We start from the raw sequence: 18,773 nt of genomic DNA, 5'->3' as shown, positions 1-18,773 counted from the left end.
GCGTCGGGGTGGGCGGAGCGTGGGGGGCATTCGAAGGTGCAGGGGGTGAGGCTGGCGTCTTCCAGGTCGAGGCCGGCGCCGGTGGCGCGGCGCTGCCACCAGGCCAGGGCCTCCTCGCCGTGCAGGGGGGTGGGTGTGCCGCGCCGGCGCAGCAGGGTGCCGTCGGGGCGTTGGCCGTAGGCCGGGCCGGGCACGCAGCGGACAGGGGCTGCGGTGATGCGGTAGCGCAGGCGCAGGCCCGGCTGGAGCGCGTTGAACATGGGGGTGAGGTCGCGGGTTTCAGCGGTGCCGTAGCGGGTGGGCAGCCGGTGAAGGCGTGGTGGCTGTGTGGACTGGATGAGCAGGGTGGGCTGGTGGGCGTCGGGGTCCAGGCGGAAGAGGAGGCCGGCGTCGCGGCGTGGGTGCGGGCTGGGGGTGCCGGGAGTCAGGCGCATCAGTGTCTTGTGGAGCTGGTTGCGGTCGGCGAGGTCGCGGCGCACGGTCCGTTCGGCGAGGTTGAGGTGGATGCGGGTGAGGGTTGCGGTGGGAGTCATGCCTGCTCCTGCTCCGGGTGCATGTAGGCGGCGAGTTTTTCCAGGGTCTGGGGGCCTGCGTAGAGGGAGGCGGGCAGTGGATGTCGGGTGTGCCACAGGCTGCGTAGGCGGTGGCTGCGCTGGTCGCGGGTGAAGTCCTCGGGGATGTCGGTGAGTTGGTGTTCGCGGGCCGCGGGTGCGGGGGGTGGGTGTTCCCAGATGAAGTCGACGGTGACGGTGGTGGCGTGCGGGGGTGGTGGGTGGGCGAGGCTGAGGGGGACGCGGGTCAGGAGTTCGTCGACCGGGTCGCTTACGCGGGTGGCCAGGACGAGGGGTTCGGTGGGGATGCAGTTGCGGCGTCCGAGGTAGGGGGCGTAGCGGGGGTGCTCGAGGTGGTGGGCGATGCGTTCGAGAAGCGGAGCTGGGCCGGTGACGGCGATGGTGAAGACGGGGTCGGTGAGGTAGTGGCGGCGGGAGACGAGGGTGGACTGGTCGGGGGGGCGGCGGGTGCCGCTGCTGGTGTGTAGTTGTTCTTCGCGGGGGTGGCCGCCGCCGACGGTGTGGAAGTCGGTGTGGCGGGTGCCTGGCCGGTCGGTGCGGATGGTGAAGGTCAGGTCGTGGTAGCTGGGCCGGTCGGGCAGGTCGGTGAAGGGGGCCAGTGCGGTGGTGCGGGGGCGGCCGGCGCAGGCGGCGAACATGCCGATCAGCGCTGAGCGGGTGGGGTGTGCGGCGGTGTCGCGGTCGTGGAAGGCGGCGCTGGTGCCGAAGGAGGCCAGAGGGCCGGCGATGCGCAGCAGCATTCCGTTCATGCTGCTGCCTGCGGCTGGGCGGTGTGGGTGAGGGCGGCGTCGATGAGGGTGTCGAAGCTGTCGTGGCGGGTGCCGAGGTGGGCGGCGTCGCTGGGCTGGGCGGTGGCGTAGCCGTGGCCGAGCAGGTGCGTGGTGCCGATCAGCCGGTTGAGGATGCCGGCGTGGGCGTCGAGGGTCTGGTAGGAGGGCAGAAGGTATCCGCCGTGGGCAGCGGCCTTGACGGGTTGTTCGAAGGCGCCGGCGTAGCTGACGGGGCGGCGCTCGCGCACGGCGTAGGCGACCAGGTCGGGCACGGTGTGCGGTGCTGTGGAGGTCTTCTTGGCCTGCGGCACGGTGAGGATGAATGCGCGGATGAACAGGCCGAGCAGGCGCTGGGCTTCGTGGTGGTCGTCGTTGAGGTTGCGGGTCAGGTCGGTGAGGTTGACGGTGGTGAATCGGTAGAAGACGCCGGTGGTCAGGAACGTGGTGTCCAGGTGGGCGCTGCCTCGGTCTCCCGGGGCGGGCCAGTCCTCGCAGGCGGTGAAGAAGTCCGGCTGCAGGTCGCTGCTGTGGGTGGTGAACGCCGGTGCGGTCTGCACCGCGCTGGTGACGTCGGCGTCGTTGAGGCCGGCGAGCATACGGCCGAAGAGACCGATGGTTGCGGTACGGCGGGTGAGGCATTCGGCCACCTCTTTTACCGGCAGAAGAGGTGGCGGCGGCTTCTTGGCTCCGTGCTTTTTGCCCGTTGGGTCGTCTTTCGCTGCCAGGAGCTCGGCCAGGCCCTTTTCGAGCGCCGGGCGGTTGCGGGAGCAGATCGCGGCGAGGTCGTCGACGATGGAGCTGGCGGCGACCAGGAGCATGGCCTGGGTGCGGTGGTCTTCCTTCGGGTTGGTCTCCAGGCCCTTGCCGGTGGCAGAGCGGGCGACCTGGCCGGCGGCGAAGTGCGCGAGGTCGGCGGGCCAGTCGGCCTCGCGCAGCGCCTGTGCAACGCGCGGCGGGAGCAGACGGGTACGAGCGGTCGGTTCGTCGAGTTCGCCTTCCAACTCCTTTCGCCAGTTGCGTCGTTGGTTTTGTGAACTGACCGTGGCGCGCGGGGCGTTGCCGATGGTGAAGGTTTTGGGTTCGTTGTATTCGCCTCGGTTCAGACAGGACGGTGGGCGGTGCTCGGTGATGTGCAGGTCGATGAAGCGGTCGGGCATCAGTCCTCCGGGAGGGTCTCGGGAGCTGTCAGGTAGAAGCCGTTGCGCCAGCGGCCGGAGACCTCGGGGCGGGCCCAGTCCCAGTGGGCGAGGTCTTCCAGCAGTACGGCGAAGTCGCACCGGGCGCCGAGTTTGAGCAGGCGTCCGACGACGTGCGGCAGGCGGCGGTGCAGCTGGTCGGTGGACAGGCGGGTCAGTACCTGCAGGTCACGTTCCAGGCCGCCGCCCGTGTGGGGGTGAGTGTGTGCCGTCCCGGCCAGGGTGCGGCCGAGGTTGGGGCGCGTGTGCCAGTGGGTGCTCGGGGTTCTGGGTTCGGTGTCCTTGGGCGGGGAAGGGGCGGTGGACGCGGTGGGGGGTGTCCAGTCGGGGGCTGGGCGTTCCTGGGCGATGAGGGAGGCGATGGTGTAGTGGGCGCGCCGTGCACCGAACCCGTGGGACGGTTTGATCAGGTACTTGTCCATGTCGGGGCAGTCGGTGACGGGTTTGCCGCGGCCGTTTTCCAGCAGGCGGCGGATGCGGGGGGTGCTGCACAGGTCTCGGATGTGGGTGACGAAGGTGTCGTAGTGCAGGCGGTATTCGTCACGGCTGGGCATGCACAGCTCCCGGTGCCGGTGTGGTGGTGTCGTCGGGGGCGGCGCCTGCTGCTCGCAGGGCTTGCAGGGCGCGGGCCAGGGCGGGGCCGGCCTGGGTGAAGTGGTTCAGGGCCGAGGCGGTGGCCTGGAGCAGGGCGTTGATGGCTTCCGCGGCGAAGACGCCTCTAGCGTGGCGGTCGTCGTCGATCAGCTGCCAGAAGGCGTCCTCCGCGCGCGGCCAGTAGGCGGCCAGCGCCTGTCGTGGCCAGGGACTGCGCCGGGCGGCCTTGCGCCAGGCGGCGGTGCTGGAGCCGAGGCGGTTGGTCTCGTGCCAGGCGCGTCCGACGGCCTCGTAGAGCACGCCAGCCATGCTCTCGGCGGCCTGCCGGCATTCGGCGATCCGGGAGGCCTTGTCCGGGTCGTGTTCCTGGGCCCACGGCCAGATCGGCGGGGTCAGTGCGGTGTACCAGATCCGGTTGTTGACGCGGCCTTCCTGGTCGAAGCCGCACACGCGTACCCGTAGTTGGCTGCGGGCCGGTTCGGGCAGGCTGTTGAGGGTGGTGAAGGCTTCGGGCCGGCGGCCGGGCTGGCTCTCGTCGCCTGCGAGCAGCATCGCGTCGAGGTCCCGCCACAGGGCGCGGTCGGCGTCTGCGCGGCGCGGGGTGCGGGGCTCTGCGGGCGCGTCCGGATCGGGATCGTAGATGAGGTAGGGGTCGGTGGCCTTGAGCCTGGGGTGCTGGGTGGCCCACGTCAGGTAGGCGTCGGTGGCATAGTGCCCGCTGGGGTCGGGGATCAGCAGGGCTGCGTGCATAGAGCGGCCGGTGAGCAGGCGGGCGGGCCAGGTCACCTCCGGCGGCGGCCGCAGCGGGTCGGGCGCTGCGGGCTCCTCCCAGGGGCAGGCGTCGGCGCCGGGGAGTTGGCCGTCGCCTCGGTAGGGGCTTTGGTGTAGTAGAAGGGTCTCGTGGAGCGTGCGGCCGTGGGGGTGGAAGGAGACGGTGGAGCGCAGTGGGCCTGCTTGGCCCCGGCCGCTTTTCAGGGAATCGACATTCCGGGTCGCGCACCGGCCTGCGGGCCCGTAGTAGTGGTAGGCCACCAGGTGCCAGAGAGCTTCGCGGGCGGGCAGGGGTTGGGGGTTGGTGTCGGTGTGGGTGCTGAACCAGGCCAGGTTGTTGCCTGATGGCCGGCCGAACACGAGGGCGTTGATGCCGCTGCTTTGGGGGCACTGATCGGCCAGGGCCGGGTCCTGCAGCCAGGGGCGCACACCGAACAGGTCGAAGTCGTAGGCGTCGAAGTAGTCGTGCACGGTCTTGGCCGGGAATCCGTCTGGCCGTTCCAGGCAGCGCTGTCGGTGCTCCAGCCAGTCGTCGATCGGCATGGCCGGGTCGTCCAGAGCGGTGATCCGTGCGGTGATCGCCGCCAGGATCCGCAGGAGCCCGGAATGGGCGGGCGGCAGGGGCAGCGCCAGGTCATCGATGTGGTGCGCGTTCGCGAACAGGGCTCGCAGGCCTACGTATTCGGTGCGCGACCTGCAGCGCACCGGGATGCAGGGCCGCAGGTCGATGCGGTAGCTGGGGGACGGCATGGGGCATCTCACCCTTGTGTCATCACGGGACTGGGGCGCGTGGCGGGAAGCATGCGGATGTTTCAGGCGCGAGCAGGGGGTTCGGTGTTCTCCCGCGCGCTGGGAGGTGTTGGGGCCTTGGGCGGCTTGTGCGGGGCGGGAGAGACGGCGTCGCAGAGCGAGCAGAGATGCTGAAGGTGATGTGTCGCCGTTCTTGAGTGCCGCTGGGCCTACCGGATCTTCATGACGCGGTGGTGGGCAGTTCGTCGTGGATCAGGCCGAGTTCGTCGTCCATCTGGAGTTGGTGGCGGCCCAGTTGTAGGGCCTGTGGCTGCTGTGCCTCCTGTGGGAGAAGGACGAGGTCGGCCAGGAGCGGGTGCTGCTGCCAGGCATCGGGTGCCTGGTGCCGGACGTTGCGGTCGGCGACCCAGGTGGTGGGCACGGGCACGGTGTGCTGCAGGACGGTGCGGATCTCGGAAGGCCGCAGCCGAGGCCCTTGCGGCAGCAGGATGTGGCCGGCTCGGTCGAGCGTGGGGGACCTGTCAGGGTGGTGATGGACGGCCAGCACGCGGCGGGGACGGTCGTTGGGGCGGGTCGCGGCCGTGGCGGCGGTCAGCTGCTGGCGGTGCAGATCGGCAAGTGAGGCGATGCGGTCGTGCGGCGGGACAAGGTGGACGGTGCTGGCGTGTTCCTCTGTCCGGTCGGCCGCCTGCTGCTGCTCGTACAGGGCGGCCAGGTGCGGTGACCATGTCGCGGGTCGCCCGGACTGGTGGATGAGTTCGATGAGTTGATGGGCCTGCCCGGGCAGGTTCAGGCAGCGGTGGTCGGGCTGCTTCAGCAGGTGGGCGGTGGCGTGCTGCAGGTAGGGGCTGTCGGTACCGTGCCAGGCATCGGGCAGCTCGGTGCAGCGGCCGGCATCCACGGGATCGAGCACGGTCAGGTGCGCGCCACGGGCGCGAATCCATGCCGGTCTCTGCTGCACACCCGGCGGCCGGTCCTGCTGCCAGGCGTGCTCGAAGCGCCACAGCCGGCCCGCACGTTGGATCAGGCGGGCCAGTGAGGCCAGATCGCTGACCATCACATCGGCGTCGATGTTCAAGCTCAGCTCCAGCAGACTGGTGGTCACCACGACCAGCCTGTCAGGGCGCGGCCCGGTGGGGCCGAGCTGCTCGCGGGTGCGGTCCAGAGCCTTTTCCAGGTGGTGACCCGGAAAGCGGGCGTGCAGCAACCTCAGCTCATCGGTCCCATCGGGCCAGCTCAGTGCCCGTTTCAGGTATCGGTAGGTGTCCTGGGCGTCGGCGACGGTGGCGCACACGACGACGCCGCATCCACCGTGCTGGGCCACCGGACTGATCGCTGCGGCGATGCGCGCCAGCCGCTCCCCCGCTTTGACCCGACGAGGCTGCCTGCCCAGGCGCCGGTCGTACACCGGCCTCAGACGCACACGAAGGGCGCGCTGCTGCGCCGCCACATGTTCCTGCCGCCGTGTGTCGTCGATGACGGTGGTACGGGCGGTGGCGGCTTCGGCATACAGCCATCCCGGATAGGGCACAGTGAAGTCACGCGACAGCAGCTCATGACGCGGGTGACCGCAGCCGGTCAGATAGGCGTGCAGCAGCTCCCGCGCCACCTGTCCGGGCAGGGTCGCCGACAAGAGGATCACGGGGGTGCCCAGCGCCCCGCGCCAGTGCAGCAGCCGCTTCAGGATGCGGCGGCTGTAGGGGCTGAGCGCGTGTACCTCGTCGACGACGACGCACCGGCCGGAAAAGGCCAGCATGCGCAGGGCATTGTGACGCACGGGCAGTACCGTCATCAGCGCCTGGTCGACGGTGGCCACCGTGAACTGAGCCAGCAGGGCCCTGTCCCAGCCACGCACCCACCCGTCCGGTAGCCACCGCCGCTCCCCCTGGCCGTCCCCAGAGCCGGAATACAGCTCCTCCCCGTCACCGACGTCTTCGTCCCAGTGGGGATCGTCGCTGGTACAGGTCGACGCATCGCCTGGGGCAAGCATCTCGTCGGAGTAGGCGGCGTTGCACCAGCTGTGGTTGTGCACCAGCGTCAGCGCCGCCGGGGTGGGGCGGTGAGCCGCAATGTAGGCAGCCAGGCTGGCGTACGTGGCGTCGGCCGTGGCCGTGGTGGGCTGCAAGTAGCTGATACCGCGTGTGCCACAAGCAGAGTTGAAGATCCGGGACGCCTCGTACGCGGTGACTGTCTTGCCCGCCCCGGTCCCGTCAGCAATCACCATGATTCCGGTTCCTCTGGCGCCTGCTGCCTGTGCCAGATCCTCAAGGACCGATACCTGCAGGGCGTTGGGCCAGCGCAGTCCCACGTGGGCTGCGGTGAAAGGCCGTGGCGGCAGCTCCACCCTTGCCAGCCGCGACTGCGCCACCACGCCTTCAGCCATCCAGCGTGCCCAGGCGAAATGTTCAGCCGCTCCGTAGGCCGGCATCAACGCTCTGGGCAGCCACACGCGCTGCTGGCTGGCCAGCCGGTCCGCGACCATCACCAACCCCGTCATCAGCACCGCCGCCGGCGCGGAGACACGGTCCGGCACCGCGTGCGCGCCGGTCAGATACTGCAGCTGGGCCACATACCGGCGCCGCTCCTGCTGCCACAGCCGGCCTCCCAGCTCCACCTGCACCCGCCCCCGGCTGGCCGCGCCATGCACATCGACCTGAAGGAAACGCCCGTGATGGCCGCCCGCGATCTGCGCCATCCGCACAGCCGGACCGGCATCGCCTCGCAGACCGTAGCCCAGTTCCGCGAGAAGACCCACCAACACATGCATGGAGGCACGCTCGTGCCGCATCAACCGCCAGCGGTTGGTGTCAGCACGCAGCCCATCCCCCACCCGCGCCCACGGCACGGGCTCACACGCCTGAAACCGGCTTACTTTCCCGACATCGTGCAAGCCAGCGATGAACATCACCACACACCGCGCCTCGGCTTCCGTCAGTCCGAGACCGGACGCGATAAGCGCACGCTGTGACACCACCAGCAGCCGATCCCACAACTCCCCGGCCACCGCCGCCACATCCAGCATGTGAAACAGCACCGGATAGATCACCCCATGCCGCTTGCAGTACTTACCCCACAAACCCAGGTCCAGCCCCCCGAAACGACTCTCCTCCACAACTCCCATGCCCGAGCCGAACCTCCTGCCAGCAGCCGAATAACTGAACGGCTCCTCCCCTACCCCAGCACCGACCACCAACAGTCCGCTCCCCGCCGATCACCGCTCGCCCGAGTGAACCTTCGTTGCCAGATGTGTCACCGCCCGGCCGCGAGGAGAGGGTCCAGGCGGCGCCCGACTGACCACCGCATCCACGCTGGATCACTCGGGCAGACAGCACGATGCCGAAGTCAAGAGTGTGCAAAGTCGCCACATAGCTGCAGGTGAGCAAGGGAGCGCTCCGCGCACGCGGAGTTGAACCGGCGGTGGTCCATCTGGTGTGGGCGGGCATGGAGAGCGCTCCGCGCACGCGGAGTTGAACCGTAGACCTCGCTGAGGGCCTGGGAGGCGATCTCGAGCGCTCCGCGCACGCGGAGTTGAACCGGCCGACCCCGAACTATACGAGTTCACCCCCAAGAACGCTCCGCGCACGTGGAGTTGAACCGACCCCGCACACGCTCGCCGTTGTACGCGCCCAGAGCGCCCCGCACACGCGGAGACGAACCGTGGATGCTTACCTGACCTCCGAGGCGAGTCAAGGCATTCCGTCCACAAGGAGAGCGGCTACGGCACCAGCCGTGCTTGGCAGGAGCATCTCTCCTAAGGAAGTTGCACTCAGATGTCTTGCGTCTTTGCACCCTTTGTCAAAACCATCTCTCATCTCATGTCACACCGCAGCCCTTAACAACGCATTTCAGCAAGGCTTACCGAGTGACAGTCAACTGAGAAAGATCCCAGACAACCAAGCGAGAAGTAATAAGGCGGGCAGGTAGTCCACGATCCCGGGCCGGCAGTGCGCCGTCGGCGGTATGGGCCAACTGCTGATTCGGCTCTGATCCACTTGGCGTGCTCCGGTCGCAGAGCATCACGGTGGACTCGATCAGCGAGCCGTGCGTGCTGTTCAGAGTCCAAGCAGCTCGGCGAGGGTGTCGCCGAGGACGCGGTCGCGCAGTGTTCCTGGGCGGGTGACGCGTTCGACGGTCATGCGGGAGAGCACCGGGTCGCCGTAGGGGGCGTCCGAGCCAAAGAGCGTGCGGTCGGGTACTTCGTTGATCGCCAGTCGGACTGCGAAGATGATGTCGGCCGTCGAAAGCTCCAGGAACATGTTCGGGGCGTCCCGTACCACCTCGATCGCGGTCAGCCAGTGCTGGCCGCCGAGTTGGCTGATCACCAGGGGAACGGTCGGATAGCGGCGCGCGAGGTGGGCCAGGGCGGTCAGGTCGCCCTCGGTGGTCGGTGCGGCTCCGTGCACGACCACCGGGAGCCGGCCGTGATCGGCGGCCGCGCGCAGGACCGGCTCTATCCGGCCGGCCTGGCCGGGGGGCGGGGTCAGCTCACCGATGCCGCAAAAGCCCCGGCCGACCACGTCTCGTTCGACATCCGCGGCGATCTGCTCCGCGGGCAGGTCGAGCCTGAGGGAACGGAAGCCGATGAACCGGTCAGGATGCGTTGCGACAGCGGCGTCGAGTTCCTGCCACGCAATCTGGTAGCCGTCGCGGCCGTCGGCGCGGCCGGCGACCGCACCGGCCAGTGCGTTCATCTCGCGTCGCAACGAGGCCAGGTCGCCGGCCCGTTCCGGATGTGGCCGGGTGGCGAACAGGACAGCGCGATCCACTCCTGCTTCATCCAGCAGGCCGACGTGGGTGTGCAGGGGGTCGTGGACATGGCTGTGCGCATCGATGATCACTGGCTTCTCCTGGTCAGGGCAGCGATTCGGGGGAAGTACAACCGCGCGCCCAGTGTTGAACATTGACACCGTGGGAAGGTCAAGTTCACCGGAGAGACAAGGGCACGGATGCTGATCGGACAGTTGGCGAGGCGGACCGGGACGAGCGAGCGCCGGCTTCGCTACTACGAACGCGTCGGGCTGCTGACGCCGAGGCGTCAGGTCAACGGCTACCGCGACTACGACGACGATGCCGAGCAGACAGTCGCGCAAGTCCGCGCCCTGTTGGCTGCGGGACTACCAACCCACGTGATCCGGCAGGTGCTGCCCTGCGCACTCGCCGATGGTTCACTGCGGCCATGCCCGGGAGTGGTGGACACCCTGCGCACCCAGCTCGCCCGTCTTGATCAACGCGCGGACGAACTGGCTCGGGCACGGCAGACACTGCAACAGGCCATCGCGCTCACCGAACGAGCCGGCTGACCAAAGCCGGTGCCCGAGACTGACGATCGTTTGACGACAGGCGGCCGACGCTCCGGTCATGGCGTGGCAGTCCACCGGGGTGGGCGGTGTGCTAGCCGGGCGGGCCGGAACGGATGCGGCCTTCCCAGTACTGGCGGGCGAGGTGGCGTTGCAGCTCGATGTGCCGGAATTGGTACACCGAGCCGACCCGCAGGAGGACACCGCGGTGTTCGTGTGCGTCCTGCAGGACCTCCATGAGGTCCTTCGGAACCTGGCCGCGTGCCACGAGGTAAGTGCGGGCGATGACGAAGTGCCCCCACGCTGTCCGGCTCAGGCCGGTCGCGAGCCCTGCAAGGATTCCCCATCCGGTGAAGATCGCCAGAGTGGCCGCGAGACCGCTCGCCCCGGGTTGGGGGTAGCCGAACGCAAATTACAGCACAGTCAGGAGCCCAAGAACTGACACGACTCTGAATCCACTCGCGAGCCCGGAGATCACGAAGGCACGGCGGTCCAGGGCGAACTGCGCGGCCGGTGCAGCGATCGAGGTCAGCTCGCGCTCTGTCTGGCGTATGTTCTCCGGGATTGCGGACGACCCCCATCGCCGTCATGCCCATAGAGCATGGCCAAGCGCTAGCTGACATGCAACGGCACGGCTCGCTCACCGCCGCCCGCGCAGGGAGGACACACCGGTGGCCTTGACCGGGAACACGTCCATCGACTCACCCCCGCCTGGGCGGGGGTGAGCCGTCCAGCCGACCAGGGCCGCAGGCAGGGCACTTCACCGGCCCTGCTGGATCGGCGTCGAACCAGGGCAGCGCTGCAAGGTGGCTCGAGTCGCTGCTCAGCCCCAGGTCTCACCGTTGACCAGGTCTGGGCCGAAGTGCCGGGCGGCGATGGACGCGAGGGGCGGAAGCGGGCCGTCCTCGATCGCGAATTTGAAGGTGTGCACCAGGCAGGTGCGCACAGGGTGCACGGGCCGGCCGGGGGCCCAGCCGTCGTTTGTGGACAGCGGGCGGTTCTGCGGGCGGGCCAGGGAGTAGGCGACGAGCATCGTCCGTGTGTCCTCGAACTGGAAGTGATCGACGATCGCACGGTTGGTGAAGTCGAGGTGGTGAAAGACGACCGCGACGTCCACCTCCCCGTACGGCGCCTGCAGCAGGGCCGGCAGCACGTCGAGAACGGCGTCACCGCGGGCGAGGAGACGGGCACGCTCGTGCGAGTCGCCCCACGGCGGCGGATCGTTGTCCCGCAGGCCTTCGGGGCGTTCGTCGGAGCACAGGACGGTGCCGACGTCAGGGTTGTCCCAGCGGGCCTGCCCGCTGACGCTCTCCCAGTTCAGACTCGCGTTGACACAGAGCTCACCCGCCAGCAGCGCCCAGGGCGTGCACACCACGCGCTCCCGCGCCAGGTCGACCACGAGCTGCCCGAAGTCTTCCCGGGACAACAGAGCCGGCTCGGCGGGCGCGATGAAGGCGTCGGTCCATATCCCCATACCACGTGGTGTACAGGGGAGATCTCGCAAAGGCCAACGAAATCAGTGTGGCTGCCCGTCGCCCTGGGCAGCGGCCTGGGCGAGGCGGGAGCGCTGCTCGAAGGGGCTGGCTATTGGCCGGCATCCCGGATGTCCTGCCAGGGGCTGCCCGCGGAGGAGAACCGTGCCCCTGACAGGGTCCGGGCGAACGGGTGCGGGACCGGGGCCGTTTCTTCTGGAACCCGGTCCGGCTGACGCAGTTGGATTTACGCTCGCGGAGTGGACATCGACATCGATGAGTGGGCGGGACAAGGGCGTCCGGCTATTCGAGGTGAGGGCGGAAGGACTGGTGTTCTTTCCCTCGAGGGAAGGAACACCAGTCCTTCGCGTCGGGCTCAGGCGGCTGTGGTGTCGGGCGACATCATTCGGTTGTTCTATACGCTGGCCAGGATCTTGCGTACGCCGTCGGTGACGCCCGGCAGGTCGCCGGCGAGGGCCGCCCACTGGTGCATGTCGTGCTCGGTCAGGATGACCGGCCCGGTTTCGGCGACGGTGACGGCGAAGTTGAACTGACGGGTTGTCGTGCCTCGGCTGTTCTCGTAGTCGAAGTGCCCGAGGTAGCGGTCCACGGAGCAGACGGTCAGGCCGGTCTCCTCCCGTGTCTCGCGGCGGGCCGCGTCGACAATGGTCTCGCCCGGCTCGACCTTCCCCGAAGGGATCTCCCACAGGCCGCCCATGTAGTCGTCCGCGTTGCGCCGGACCAGGAGGACGCGGTCGGCGTCGGTGACCACGGCGGCGGCCACGAAGCTGGTGATGCCGTTGGCTTCGGCCTCCTTGGCCAAAGACAGAGCGAGGTCGGAGGTAACGGTCACAGCAGCTCCTTGTGGTGTTCGCTGACCTTCCTGGCCGCGCGGACGTACTGCTCGGCCAGCTTCAGATCCTGCTCACGGTGCCAGACAGGAAGCTTGATCGTGTGCGTGTGGGCGTGCTCGGCCACGGGGAAGTCACCGGCTCGGTAGCGGGGACGGGTGTTCGGGTAGCCGGGGAACAGGTGGGAGGGGTGCTGGTGGAGCGGCAGCTGGTTCAGGGGCCTGGTGGAATTGGGTATGTCGAACTCGGTCGCGCCTTCGGCGATCAGGGCCTGGTGGAAGTGCTCCAGGGGCAGGCCGCCCAGCTGGTCGGGGCGGTAGGTGGCGGTCAGCGCGTACCAGGAAGACTTCACTGTTCGTGCGGCGACTTCATGTCAATGCCCGGTTTTACGACAATCTTTCCGGCTTTGGTCTCCCGCAGATCGGCCTCGTTCATCTCGGTCATGAAGCGGGTGGAGCCGCAGATCACGACGATATGCGGGAGGCTCAGCTGCTTCTTCGCGTCGGCGAGCTTCTCCTCGGGGGTGAGCCGTTGCGGGTATGACGCTGGTTCCTCCTAGTGGTGTGGTCCAAGGGGTGCCTGCGGAGACGAGAGCGAGGGTATCTAGGTGGCATCAGTGCCTGCCTGAACCTCAAAACCTGTCGCGGCGGCACCGGTCCGTCCGGAATGCTCGGCTCATGCGAGTGAATGCCGACGGGATCACCCCGGTGCCGCGAATGCTGCTGATCAGCGAGTTTCTGCTGCACTCCGACTTCCAGGTCGAACTGGACGGGCCGGTGTTCGTCGCAGCGGGCGACCGGCTCTCCTATGAGGAGGGCAACGTCGTGGTGACCAGCCCTACTGGCGAGCGACGCATGCACTCGGCCCGCGACAGCTACTGGATCTGTCGCTGAAGGACATAGGAGCTCAGCGGCGGGGCAAGGGGATGACGCTCCTGGCGTCGTCCCCTGACCCATGTCGGTTGCCAGGGTCGGGAGTTCGCGGCTGAATGTACTCTTCTCGCGGCGGAGCCGCTGGAGCTCGTCGTCCTTGGCGGCCAGGACCGACAGCAGATGCCGGTGACGCTCCCTGAGCTGCGCTCGGTGTGGGTGCGGGCGAGCTTTCCGGTGAGCCGCTGGTTGAGATCACGCAGCCGGGCGATGCGGGCCGCGCGCGGGTCGGGCTGCCGGCCCGCTGCCCAGGCGGCTGCCCGGCCGATTTTCGAACTCGTCCTTGAGGTGGCCCCAGGTCCGATAGAGAGAGGCGCGGGAGACGCCCGCCTCGCGGGCGAGCGTCTTGACGTCGCAGGCGCCGCCGGGCGGGATCTGCCCCGCCAGCAGCCGGTCGACAGCCGCGCGGATGCGCCGCTCGATCTGGTCGCGCTGCTGATGGCTCAGTGCCATGTCATCCGGCCTTTGTCGCGGGCCTGGCGGTGGGTGCGGATCGACCCGGCGAAGGCCGGCGCCTACGCCGCGGCGTGGATCGCGCGGCGCGCGGCCGGACCGGAGATGCCCACCCGGCGGGCGAGGTCGTCATGGATGGTGGTGAGGGTGTCGGCGGCGGCCCGGGCGGTTTCGATGTCCCAGCAGCTGGTGGATCCCGTCGCGGCCGCGGGCGGCGTACCCGCCGCTGACCGCGGTGCGCATGTGCCCGTACTGGATGGCCAGCGCCACCAGGCCGCCCGGACGGCGTGCGATGTGCCAGGCCAGGGTGCGGCGAAACCGGGCCAGACCGATCGCGCCGTGCGGATCGTCGGGAATGACCTCGCCTTCCCGTCCCAGGCGCAGGGCCAGCGGGAGGCCCATGCGACGAAGGCCTCGATGCGCGTGCGCAGCCCCGAATAGCGCAGGGAGGTCGTGCTGGGCGTGGGGGTGTTCACGAAGGTGTGCGTGGAGGCGTCGAAGACCAGCCCTTCGGCCGGGGCGATCTTCTCCAGCACGCGGATCGCCCGCGCCACTGGAGGGATCGCCACCCAGGGCACCTCGCGCAGGCGCCCGGCGGAGTGGTGGTTGCCGTCCTCGTCGAAGGCGTTTTTGAACTCGCGCCCGTAGATGAGGTGCCGGCCGGAGGCGACCTCCGGGCAGCACCCGGTCTGAAGGCCCAGCACTACTGGCGGGAGGGGGTTATTCCGACCGTGCACTATTCCCCAAGATCGCTCGCCCCGACTGATGACATTGAGGATCACGCCCGTGGTCCTACCCCGGGTCGGACGGACCCAGGGGAGGCGAATCAACGACCAGCCATCTCGTGGCGACCGCCGTTCTCCCGAACAGTCGCCGCAGGGGGCCCGACAGCAGGGTCGGCCGGGCCCTCTGCAGTCAGCGAGTGTCGGTGCGCTTTTCGAGGCGGGTGCCGTGGCGAAGGGTGATCGACATCAGGTCGCTGGGGGCGTCCAGTTCCAGCCGGTGCCAGCGGCCGCGGGGGATGATCACGGCGGTGCCTGCCTGCAACTGCACCATGTCCTTGCCGCCGCCGGGCCTGGCGGGACGGAAGTAGAGGCGGACGCCGCCGGTCAGACAGCACACCGCCTCCTCGGCCTCCGGGTGCATCTCCCAGTGGTCAGCGTGGACGTCGGCGTCGGTCTCCACGTGGAACGTCGCGATCTGCCAGGCGCCGGAGTCGCTGCTCGTCATCCGCCGTTCGGCGACTCGGACGTCGCCGTCGGGGTGGATGTGCAGTGCCGAGGCGAACAGGTCGATGGATGAGATGGGTGTCGTCGTCATGACGGCGTTCCTTCCAGTCGGTTCTCTGCGGGGGCGGCGGGTCGCGGGTCAGGTGCTTCGGCTCGGCGGCGGGGCAGAACGCCGATCGCCACGATGGCCGCGAGCACGAAGAGGGAGGCGGCGACGGCCAGGCCCAGGGCGTAGCCGTCGTTGAGCGCGGCGGGGTCGGTGGCCGTGCCGGTGTGGTGTGCGGCGATGGTGGCCAGGGCGGCCAGGCCGATGCAGCCGCCGAGTTGGCGGGAGCTGTTGAAGAGGCCGGAGGCCATGCCGGCCTCGCGCGCGGCGACGCCGGTGGTCGCGGCGGCGGCGACCGGGGCCAGGACAAGTCCGGTGCCGATGCTGGTCATCAGGGATGGGCCGAGCACGTCGGTGAGAAAGCCGCCGTCGGGACTAATAAAGGCGAACCAGGCCAGGCCCGCGGCGGCCAGCAGAGCGCCGGGTACTAGGGCAGCTCGGGGGGGTGCGTGCCGTGGTGACGTGGGTCGTGACGAGGGTGCCCGCGACCAGGCCCGCGGAGAAGGGCAGGAACGCGGTGCCAGTCGCTGCGGCACCCATGCCCAGGACCTGCTGCATGTACAGAGACACGAAGTAGAACGCCGCGAACTGCCCAGCCGCGGCCAGGAATACCAGTACGTTGGCGCCGGCGACCCAGCGGCTGCGCAGCAGGCCGAGGCGCAATAGCGGTGCGGGAGCCCCGGATTCGGCGAAGACGAAGGCGATCAGGAGCGCGGCCGCGGCGACGAGCATCGCCAACGTGGACGGGGAGCCCCACCCTTGGGCGTCGGTGCGGACCACACCGAACACCAGCAGCCCGACTCCGCCGGTCGCCAGGACGGCGCCGAGCACGTCCAGCCTCTCGCGCCGGTCGGGGCGTGCTTCGGCGGGCACGCCTGCGAGAACCAGCGCGAGAGCCACCGCCACGATGGGCAGATTGATCAGCATCACCCAGCGCCAACCTATGTACTCGGTCAACAGCCCACCCGCCAGCACGCCCAGCGCTCCCCCCGCGGCGTTCACCCCGCTCCACACCCCGAGCGCCCGGACTCGCCGAGGGCCCTCAGGGAAGGTGGTGGTGAGCATCCCCAGCGCGGCCGGGGCGGCTACGGCAGCGCCCAGCCCTTGACCGGCACGGGCGGCGATCAGTTGCCAGGGCGCTTGGGCCAGCCCGCCCGCCAGCGAGCACAGCCCGAAGACGGCCAAACCCAGCACGAACAGCCGACGGTGACCGTACAGGTCGCATGCGCGGCCCCCCAGTAACAGGAGTCCGCCGAATGTGAGCGCGTAGACGTGCACGACCCACGACAGGTCGAGCGGCGCGAACCCCAACGCGGTGCGGATCGCAGGCAGTGCGACGTTGACCACCGACATGTCCAGGGCGAAGACGAACTGGGCGACGGCCGCCGCCGCCAGCACCACTCCGGGGCGCCCTCGCGAGTTTTTATACATGTAAGGAAAGTACCCTCAGAGGATCGCTGCTGTCGACACCTGGGGGATGATGAGGGCATGCCGCAATCGTCCGCACCGCGCAAAATCCTCGGCCGACCTCCCCGCATCTCCCGCGAGGAGGTCGTCGAGACGGCCCGCCGGATCGTGGATACGGAAGGCGTGGACCGGCTGACCATGCGGCGGCTGGCCACAGAGATCGGCAGTACGCCGATGGCGCTCTACCACCACGTCCGCAACAAGGAAGAACTGCTCGTCCTGCTGCTGGACGACTACGCCTCGCGGACGCTGCGCCGGCCCGAACTGCCTGCCCAGCCGCGCGAGCGGATCGTCGTCGCCGCTGCCACGATCCACGAGGCGCTCGCCGCCTGCCCCTGGATCGTGGAGGTGCTGACCGCCGACGACCTGATGTCCACATCCGCCCTGTGGTTTGTCGAGCAGATCGTCGATGGCCTGGTCGAATGTGGCCTGCCTCCCGAGCGAGCCGTACACGGGTACCGCGCAATCTGGTACTACACCGCCGGAGAGATCGTGGTCCGGACAACAGCGGCCCGGCGGCGCAAAGACGATGACCGTCCTACCTACCGGGAGCGAGCCTTCGCCGGTCTCGACCCGAGCGAGCTACCCCGCTTGGCACAGGTCGCCGACCAGTGGGCGCCGCTGACCGCCGAGGACACCTACCTGGAGGGGCTCCGAGCCCTGGTGGACGGCCTCCTGACTCCCCGTTAACCTGCGCATTCACTTCATACCTGCCCGAGCGCCGATACGATGCCAACGCCTCTGCCCGCAAGCCTCACGAAGCCGATCTCATGATCGCTGTGATCTGCGGCCGGTGAGGTCCTCGGGGCGGGCGGCGAGGTACTCGGCCCAGTCGCGTCTGGCGTAGGCGACCCAGCGGAGCGCGGTGTGGCGGTGCATCCCGGTCACGTCTGCAAGGATCGGGCTGGGGAGATCAGCAGCGAGGGCAGCAAGGGCCCCGTTGCGCGCGGTGCGAACCGGGATGCCGTGCCGGTTGAGTTTCTGGGTCATGCCGTGCGTCGAGATCGGCTTGCCCGGGACCATGCCCGGGAAGAGCCACTGAGGACCTGGGTGGGCTCGCGAGAGCTGCGGCCGCAGATGGGGCTGTTCGGCAAGTTGCCGAAGGAGCTCGGCTAGCCGTGGAGGCAGCAGGACGGGGTGGCGGCCCAGGACCAGGTGGGCGTGCTTATCACCGAACTTGAGGTGCTCAGGCGTCAGGTGGCAAAGACGTTCAGTGGACAGGCCGAACAGCAGGGTGATCGCGCCGCCGGCCCGGACGTCCGTCGGCCGGGCATCGTCGGTCAGGCAGCGTTGGAGGAGCCGCCAGCGATCGTCGTCGTCGAGCAGGTCCTGGGGCTCCTGGCTTCGGATGGAGGGGACGGTCAGTTCGCGGGTGAGCCGGCGGCTCGTGGTCCATTTCAGGAAGTAGCGGATCAGGTAGCGCCGCTGGCTGGTGGCCCCGGCGATCCAGTCGTCGATATGCTCCTGGGCAAGGTCGGCGAGGGCCAGGCCGCGTTTGTCCAACCAGGCCAGGAAGTGCAGGGCGACGCTGGCTCGACGCCGGAGATCGCGGTCGGCGGAGGCGGGATGGGGGCGGTGGGCCGCCCGTTGGCGTGCTCGTCGAAGCAGGAACCAGTTCAGGAACGGGCGGGCGAGGTTGGCGTGCGCGGCCGACTTGTCCGCGAGTTCATTCTCCAGCCAGCCAGGAATGCGTTCAAGGTCCTCGTTCCGCTCGTCCAAGGTGCCGGTGTAGACGAGAAGTTGACGGACACAGCGTTGGTTCCGGCTGGGCGGGAGCTCGTCCAGCAGCTCGTGGCTGAGCTCGCGCCCTTCGGACGCCAGCCGGGCGAGGAGCTTGATATTCGGGCTCTCCTTAAGCCACTGGATGGCAGGGAACGGCGAGGGGGTGTCCGCTAGGGCGGCCACGAGCGGTTCCAACTGTGGGGTGACCGTGCCGTCGGGCCCGGCCAGCACGGCGTTGACCCGCTCGGCGAGGACACAGTGAGCGCATCGGCCGCGGCTGTGGGGATTGCCGGCCCGACCGCACTGCTTGCAGCTGTAGTCCGCGGCGAAGCCAACACATGGTCCGCAGACCTCGGCGCCGCGTCGTCCCGGGCGATCAGCGGCTGGACCGTGTCGCAGCGAGGACACTCGGCCGGTGACCGGAGCACGGCGGTATAGCAGACGTGGCAGACCGGCCCGATGGGCCACCGGGTGGTGCTCGGTTTCGTCTGGCCGCAGCGGGCGCACGGCTCGCCGGTGCGGTGACGCTGGTAGCAGGTGGCGCAGATCGGCTGGCCCTGTTCGTCGCGGCTGGCGCAAGGGCGAACCCGGCTG

Annotated in this window: 18 protein-coding genes, 2 pseudogenes and 1 CRISPR repeat array; of the genes and pseudogenes, 3 read left to right on the top strand and 17 right to left on the bottom strand. The window is 69.1% G+C overall.

What is annotated here, in order from left to right; all coding sequences use genetic code 11:
* The 7 genes from ABZ865_RS30525 to ABZ865_RS30495 all read right to left on the bottom strand — a co-directional run.
* Positions 1-533, bottom strand: a 533-nt coding sequence (locus tag ABZ865_RS30525) for a type I-E CRISPR-associated protein Cas6/Cse3/CasE (RefSeq protein WP_361237276.1), incomplete at its 3' end; no start/stop codon positions are given.
* A complete protein-coding gene (cas5e, locus tag ABZ865_RS30520; protein ID WP_361237273.1) occupies positions 530-1,321 on the bottom strand; it encodes a type I-E CRISPR-associated protein Cas5/CasD in 792 nt (263 codons plus the stop codon). The genes ABZ865_RS30525 and cas5e, both read right to left, overlap by 4 nt.
* Positions 1,318-2,499: a type I-E CRISPR-associated protein Cas7/Cse4/CasC gene (gene cas7e, locus ABZ865_RS30515; RefSeq protein ID WP_361237270.1), complete on the bottom strand. Its 1,182-nt coding sequence runs from the start codon at positions 2,497-2,499 to the stop codon at positions 1,318-1,320. Before cas7e ends, cas5e begins: the two co-directional genes overlap by 4 nt.
* Positions 2,499-3,092 carry a type I-E CRISPR-associated protein Cse2/CasB gene (gene casB / locus ABZ865_RS30510; protein ID WP_361237267.1) on the bottom strand — a complete coding sequence of 198 codons (594 nt, stop codon included), beginning with the start codon at positions 3,090-3,092 and terminating at the stop codon, positions 2,499-2,501. Before casB ends, cas7e begins: the two co-directional genes overlap by 1 nt.
* Complete coding sequence (gene casA, locus ABZ865_RS30505; RefSeq protein WP_361237264.1) at positions 3,079-4,653, bottom strand: type I-E CRISPR-associated protein Cse1/CasA; 1,575 nt, start codon at positions 4,651-4,653, stop codon at positions 3,079-3,081. The genes casB and casA overlap by 14 nt, the downstream gene beginning before the upstream one ends.
* Positions 4,654-4,873: 220 nt before the next feature.
* The gene (gene cas3 / locus ABZ865_RS30500) at positions 4,874-7,774 is read right to left on the bottom strand and encodes a CRISPR-associated helicase Cas3' (protein ID WP_361237261.1); all 2,901 of its coding nucleotides are present in this window, start codon (positions 7,772-7,774) and stop codon (positions 4,874-4,876) included.
* Positions 7,775-8,038: 264 nt separating this feature from the next.
* Positions 8,039-8,311: a CRISPR direct-repeat array (repeat unit 29 nt; unit sequence GAGCGCTCCGCGCACGCGGAGTTGAACCG).
* A 394-nt stretch (positions 8,312-8,705) separates the two neighbouring features.
* Positions 8,706-9,491 carry an amidohydrolase family protein gene (locus tag ABZ865_RS30495; RefSeq protein ID WP_361237258.1) on the bottom strand — a complete coding sequence of 262 codons (786 nt, stop codon included), beginning with the start codon at positions 9,489-9,491 and terminating at the stop codon, positions 8,706-8,708.
* 108 nt (positions 9,492-9,599) lie between these two features.
* Here ABZ865_RS30495 and ABZ865_RS30490 point away from each other — a divergent pair, with 108 nt between their 5' ends.
* Positions 9,600-9,953, top strand: coding sequence for a MerR family transcriptional regulator (locus ABZ865_RS30490; RefSeq protein WP_361237256.1), 354 nt, complete (start codon positions 9,600-9,602; stop codon positions 9,951-9,953).
* A 91-nt stretch (positions 9,954-10,044) separates the two neighbouring features.
* On the opposite strand, the gene ABZ865_RS30485 is transcribed toward ABZ865_RS30490, so the two are convergent.
* The 5 genes and pseudogenes from ABZ865_RS30485 to ABZ865_RS30465 form a co-directional block, all read right to left on the bottom strand.
* Entirely contained in the window at positions 10,045-10,218 is a 174-nt protein-coding gene (locus ABZ865_RS30485; RefSeq protein WP_361237253.1) for a hypothetical protein, read from the bottom strand.
* 555 nt (positions 10,219-10,773) lie between these two features.
* Positions 10,774-11,424: a hypothetical protein gene (locus ABZ865_RS30480; RefSeq protein WP_361237250.1), complete on the bottom strand. Its 651-nt coding sequence runs from the start codon at positions 11,422-11,424 to the stop codon at positions 10,774-10,776.
* A gap of 413 nt (positions 11,425-11,837) precedes the next feature.
* Entirely contained in the window at positions 11,838-12,275 is a 438-nt protein-coding gene (locus tag ABZ865_RS30475) for an NUDIX domain-containing protein (RefSeq protein WP_361237247.1), read from the bottom strand.
* Positions 12,272-12,625, bottom strand: a complete 354-nt coding sequence (locus ABZ865_RS30470; protein WP_361237244.1) for a hypothetical protein — start codon at positions 12,623-12,625, stop codon at positions 12,272-12,274. Before ABZ865_RS30470 ends, ABZ865_RS30475 begins: the two co-directional genes overlap by 4 nt.
* A gap of 2 nt (positions 12,626-12,627) precedes the next feature.
* A pseudogene (locus tag ABZ865_RS30465) lies at positions 12,628-12,876 on the bottom strand (hypothetical protein); the annotation flags it as partial.
* Positions 12,877-12,950: 74 nt separating this feature from the next.
* Here ABZ865_RS30465 and ABZ865_RS30460 point away from each other — a divergent pair.
* Entirely contained in the window at positions 12,951-13,166 is a 216-nt protein-coding gene (locus ABZ865_RS30460; RefSeq protein WP_361237241.1) for a hypothetical protein, read from the top strand.
* A 231-nt stretch (positions 13,167-13,397) separates the two neighbouring features.
* Here the strand turns inward: ABZ865_RS30460 and ABZ865_RS30455 are convergent, their stop codons facing one another.
* From ABZ865_RS30455 to ABZ865_RS30440, 4 genes and pseudogenes are all read right to left on the bottom strand, one after another.
* Positions 13,398-13,655: a hypothetical protein gene (locus ABZ865_RS30455; RefSeq protein ID WP_361237238.1), complete on the bottom strand. Its 258-nt coding sequence runs from the start codon at positions 13,653-13,655 to the stop codon at positions 13,398-13,400.
* Between the two features lie 62 nt (positions 13,656-13,717).
* Positions 13,718-14,359 (bottom strand): hypothetical protein, encoded by a 642-nt coding sequence (locus ABZ865_RS30450; RefSeq protein WP_361237236.1) that lies wholly within the window; start codon positions 14,357-14,359, stop codon positions 13,718-13,720.
* 211 nt (positions 14,360-14,570) lie between these two features.
* Positions 14,571-14,975, bottom strand: coding sequence for a cupin (locus tag ABZ865_RS30445; RefSeq protein WP_361237233.1), 405 nt, complete (start codon positions 14,973-14,975; stop codon positions 14,571-14,573).
* Positions 14,972-16,421: pseudogene (locus tag ABZ865_RS30440) on the bottom strand (MFS transporter). The gene ABZ865_RS30445 and the pseudogene ABZ865_RS30440 overlap by 4 nt, the downstream one beginning before the upstream one ends.
* A gap of 57 nt (positions 16,422-16,478) precedes the next feature.
* On the opposite strand from ABZ865_RS30440, the gene ABZ865_RS30435 reads away from it, so the two are divergent.
* Positions 16,479-17,147 (top strand): TetR/AcrR family transcriptional regulator C-terminal domain-containing protein, encoded by a 669-nt coding sequence (locus tag ABZ865_RS30435; protein ID WP_361237230.1) that lies wholly within the window; start codon positions 16,479-16,481, stop codon positions 17,145-17,147.
* A 78-nt stretch (positions 17,148-17,225) separates the two neighbouring features.
* Here ABZ865_RS30435 and ABZ865_RS30430 read toward each other — a convergent pair whose 3' ends face one another.
* Positions 17,226-18,410: a hypothetical protein gene (locus ABZ865_RS30430; protein WP_361237227.1), complete on the bottom strand. Its 1,185-nt coding sequence runs from the start codon at positions 18,408-18,410 to the stop codon at positions 17,226-17,228.
* Positions 18,411-18,773 lie beyond the last annotated feature (363 nt).

The organism is Streptomyces sp. NPDC047085 (assembly GCF_040643735.1).
Lineage (GTDB): Bacteria > Actinomycetota > Actinomycetes > Streptomycetales > Streptomycetaceae > Streptomyces.
Note: the sequence above shows the minus strand (reverse complement) of the source record. Positions and strands in the feature narration are given on the sequence as shown.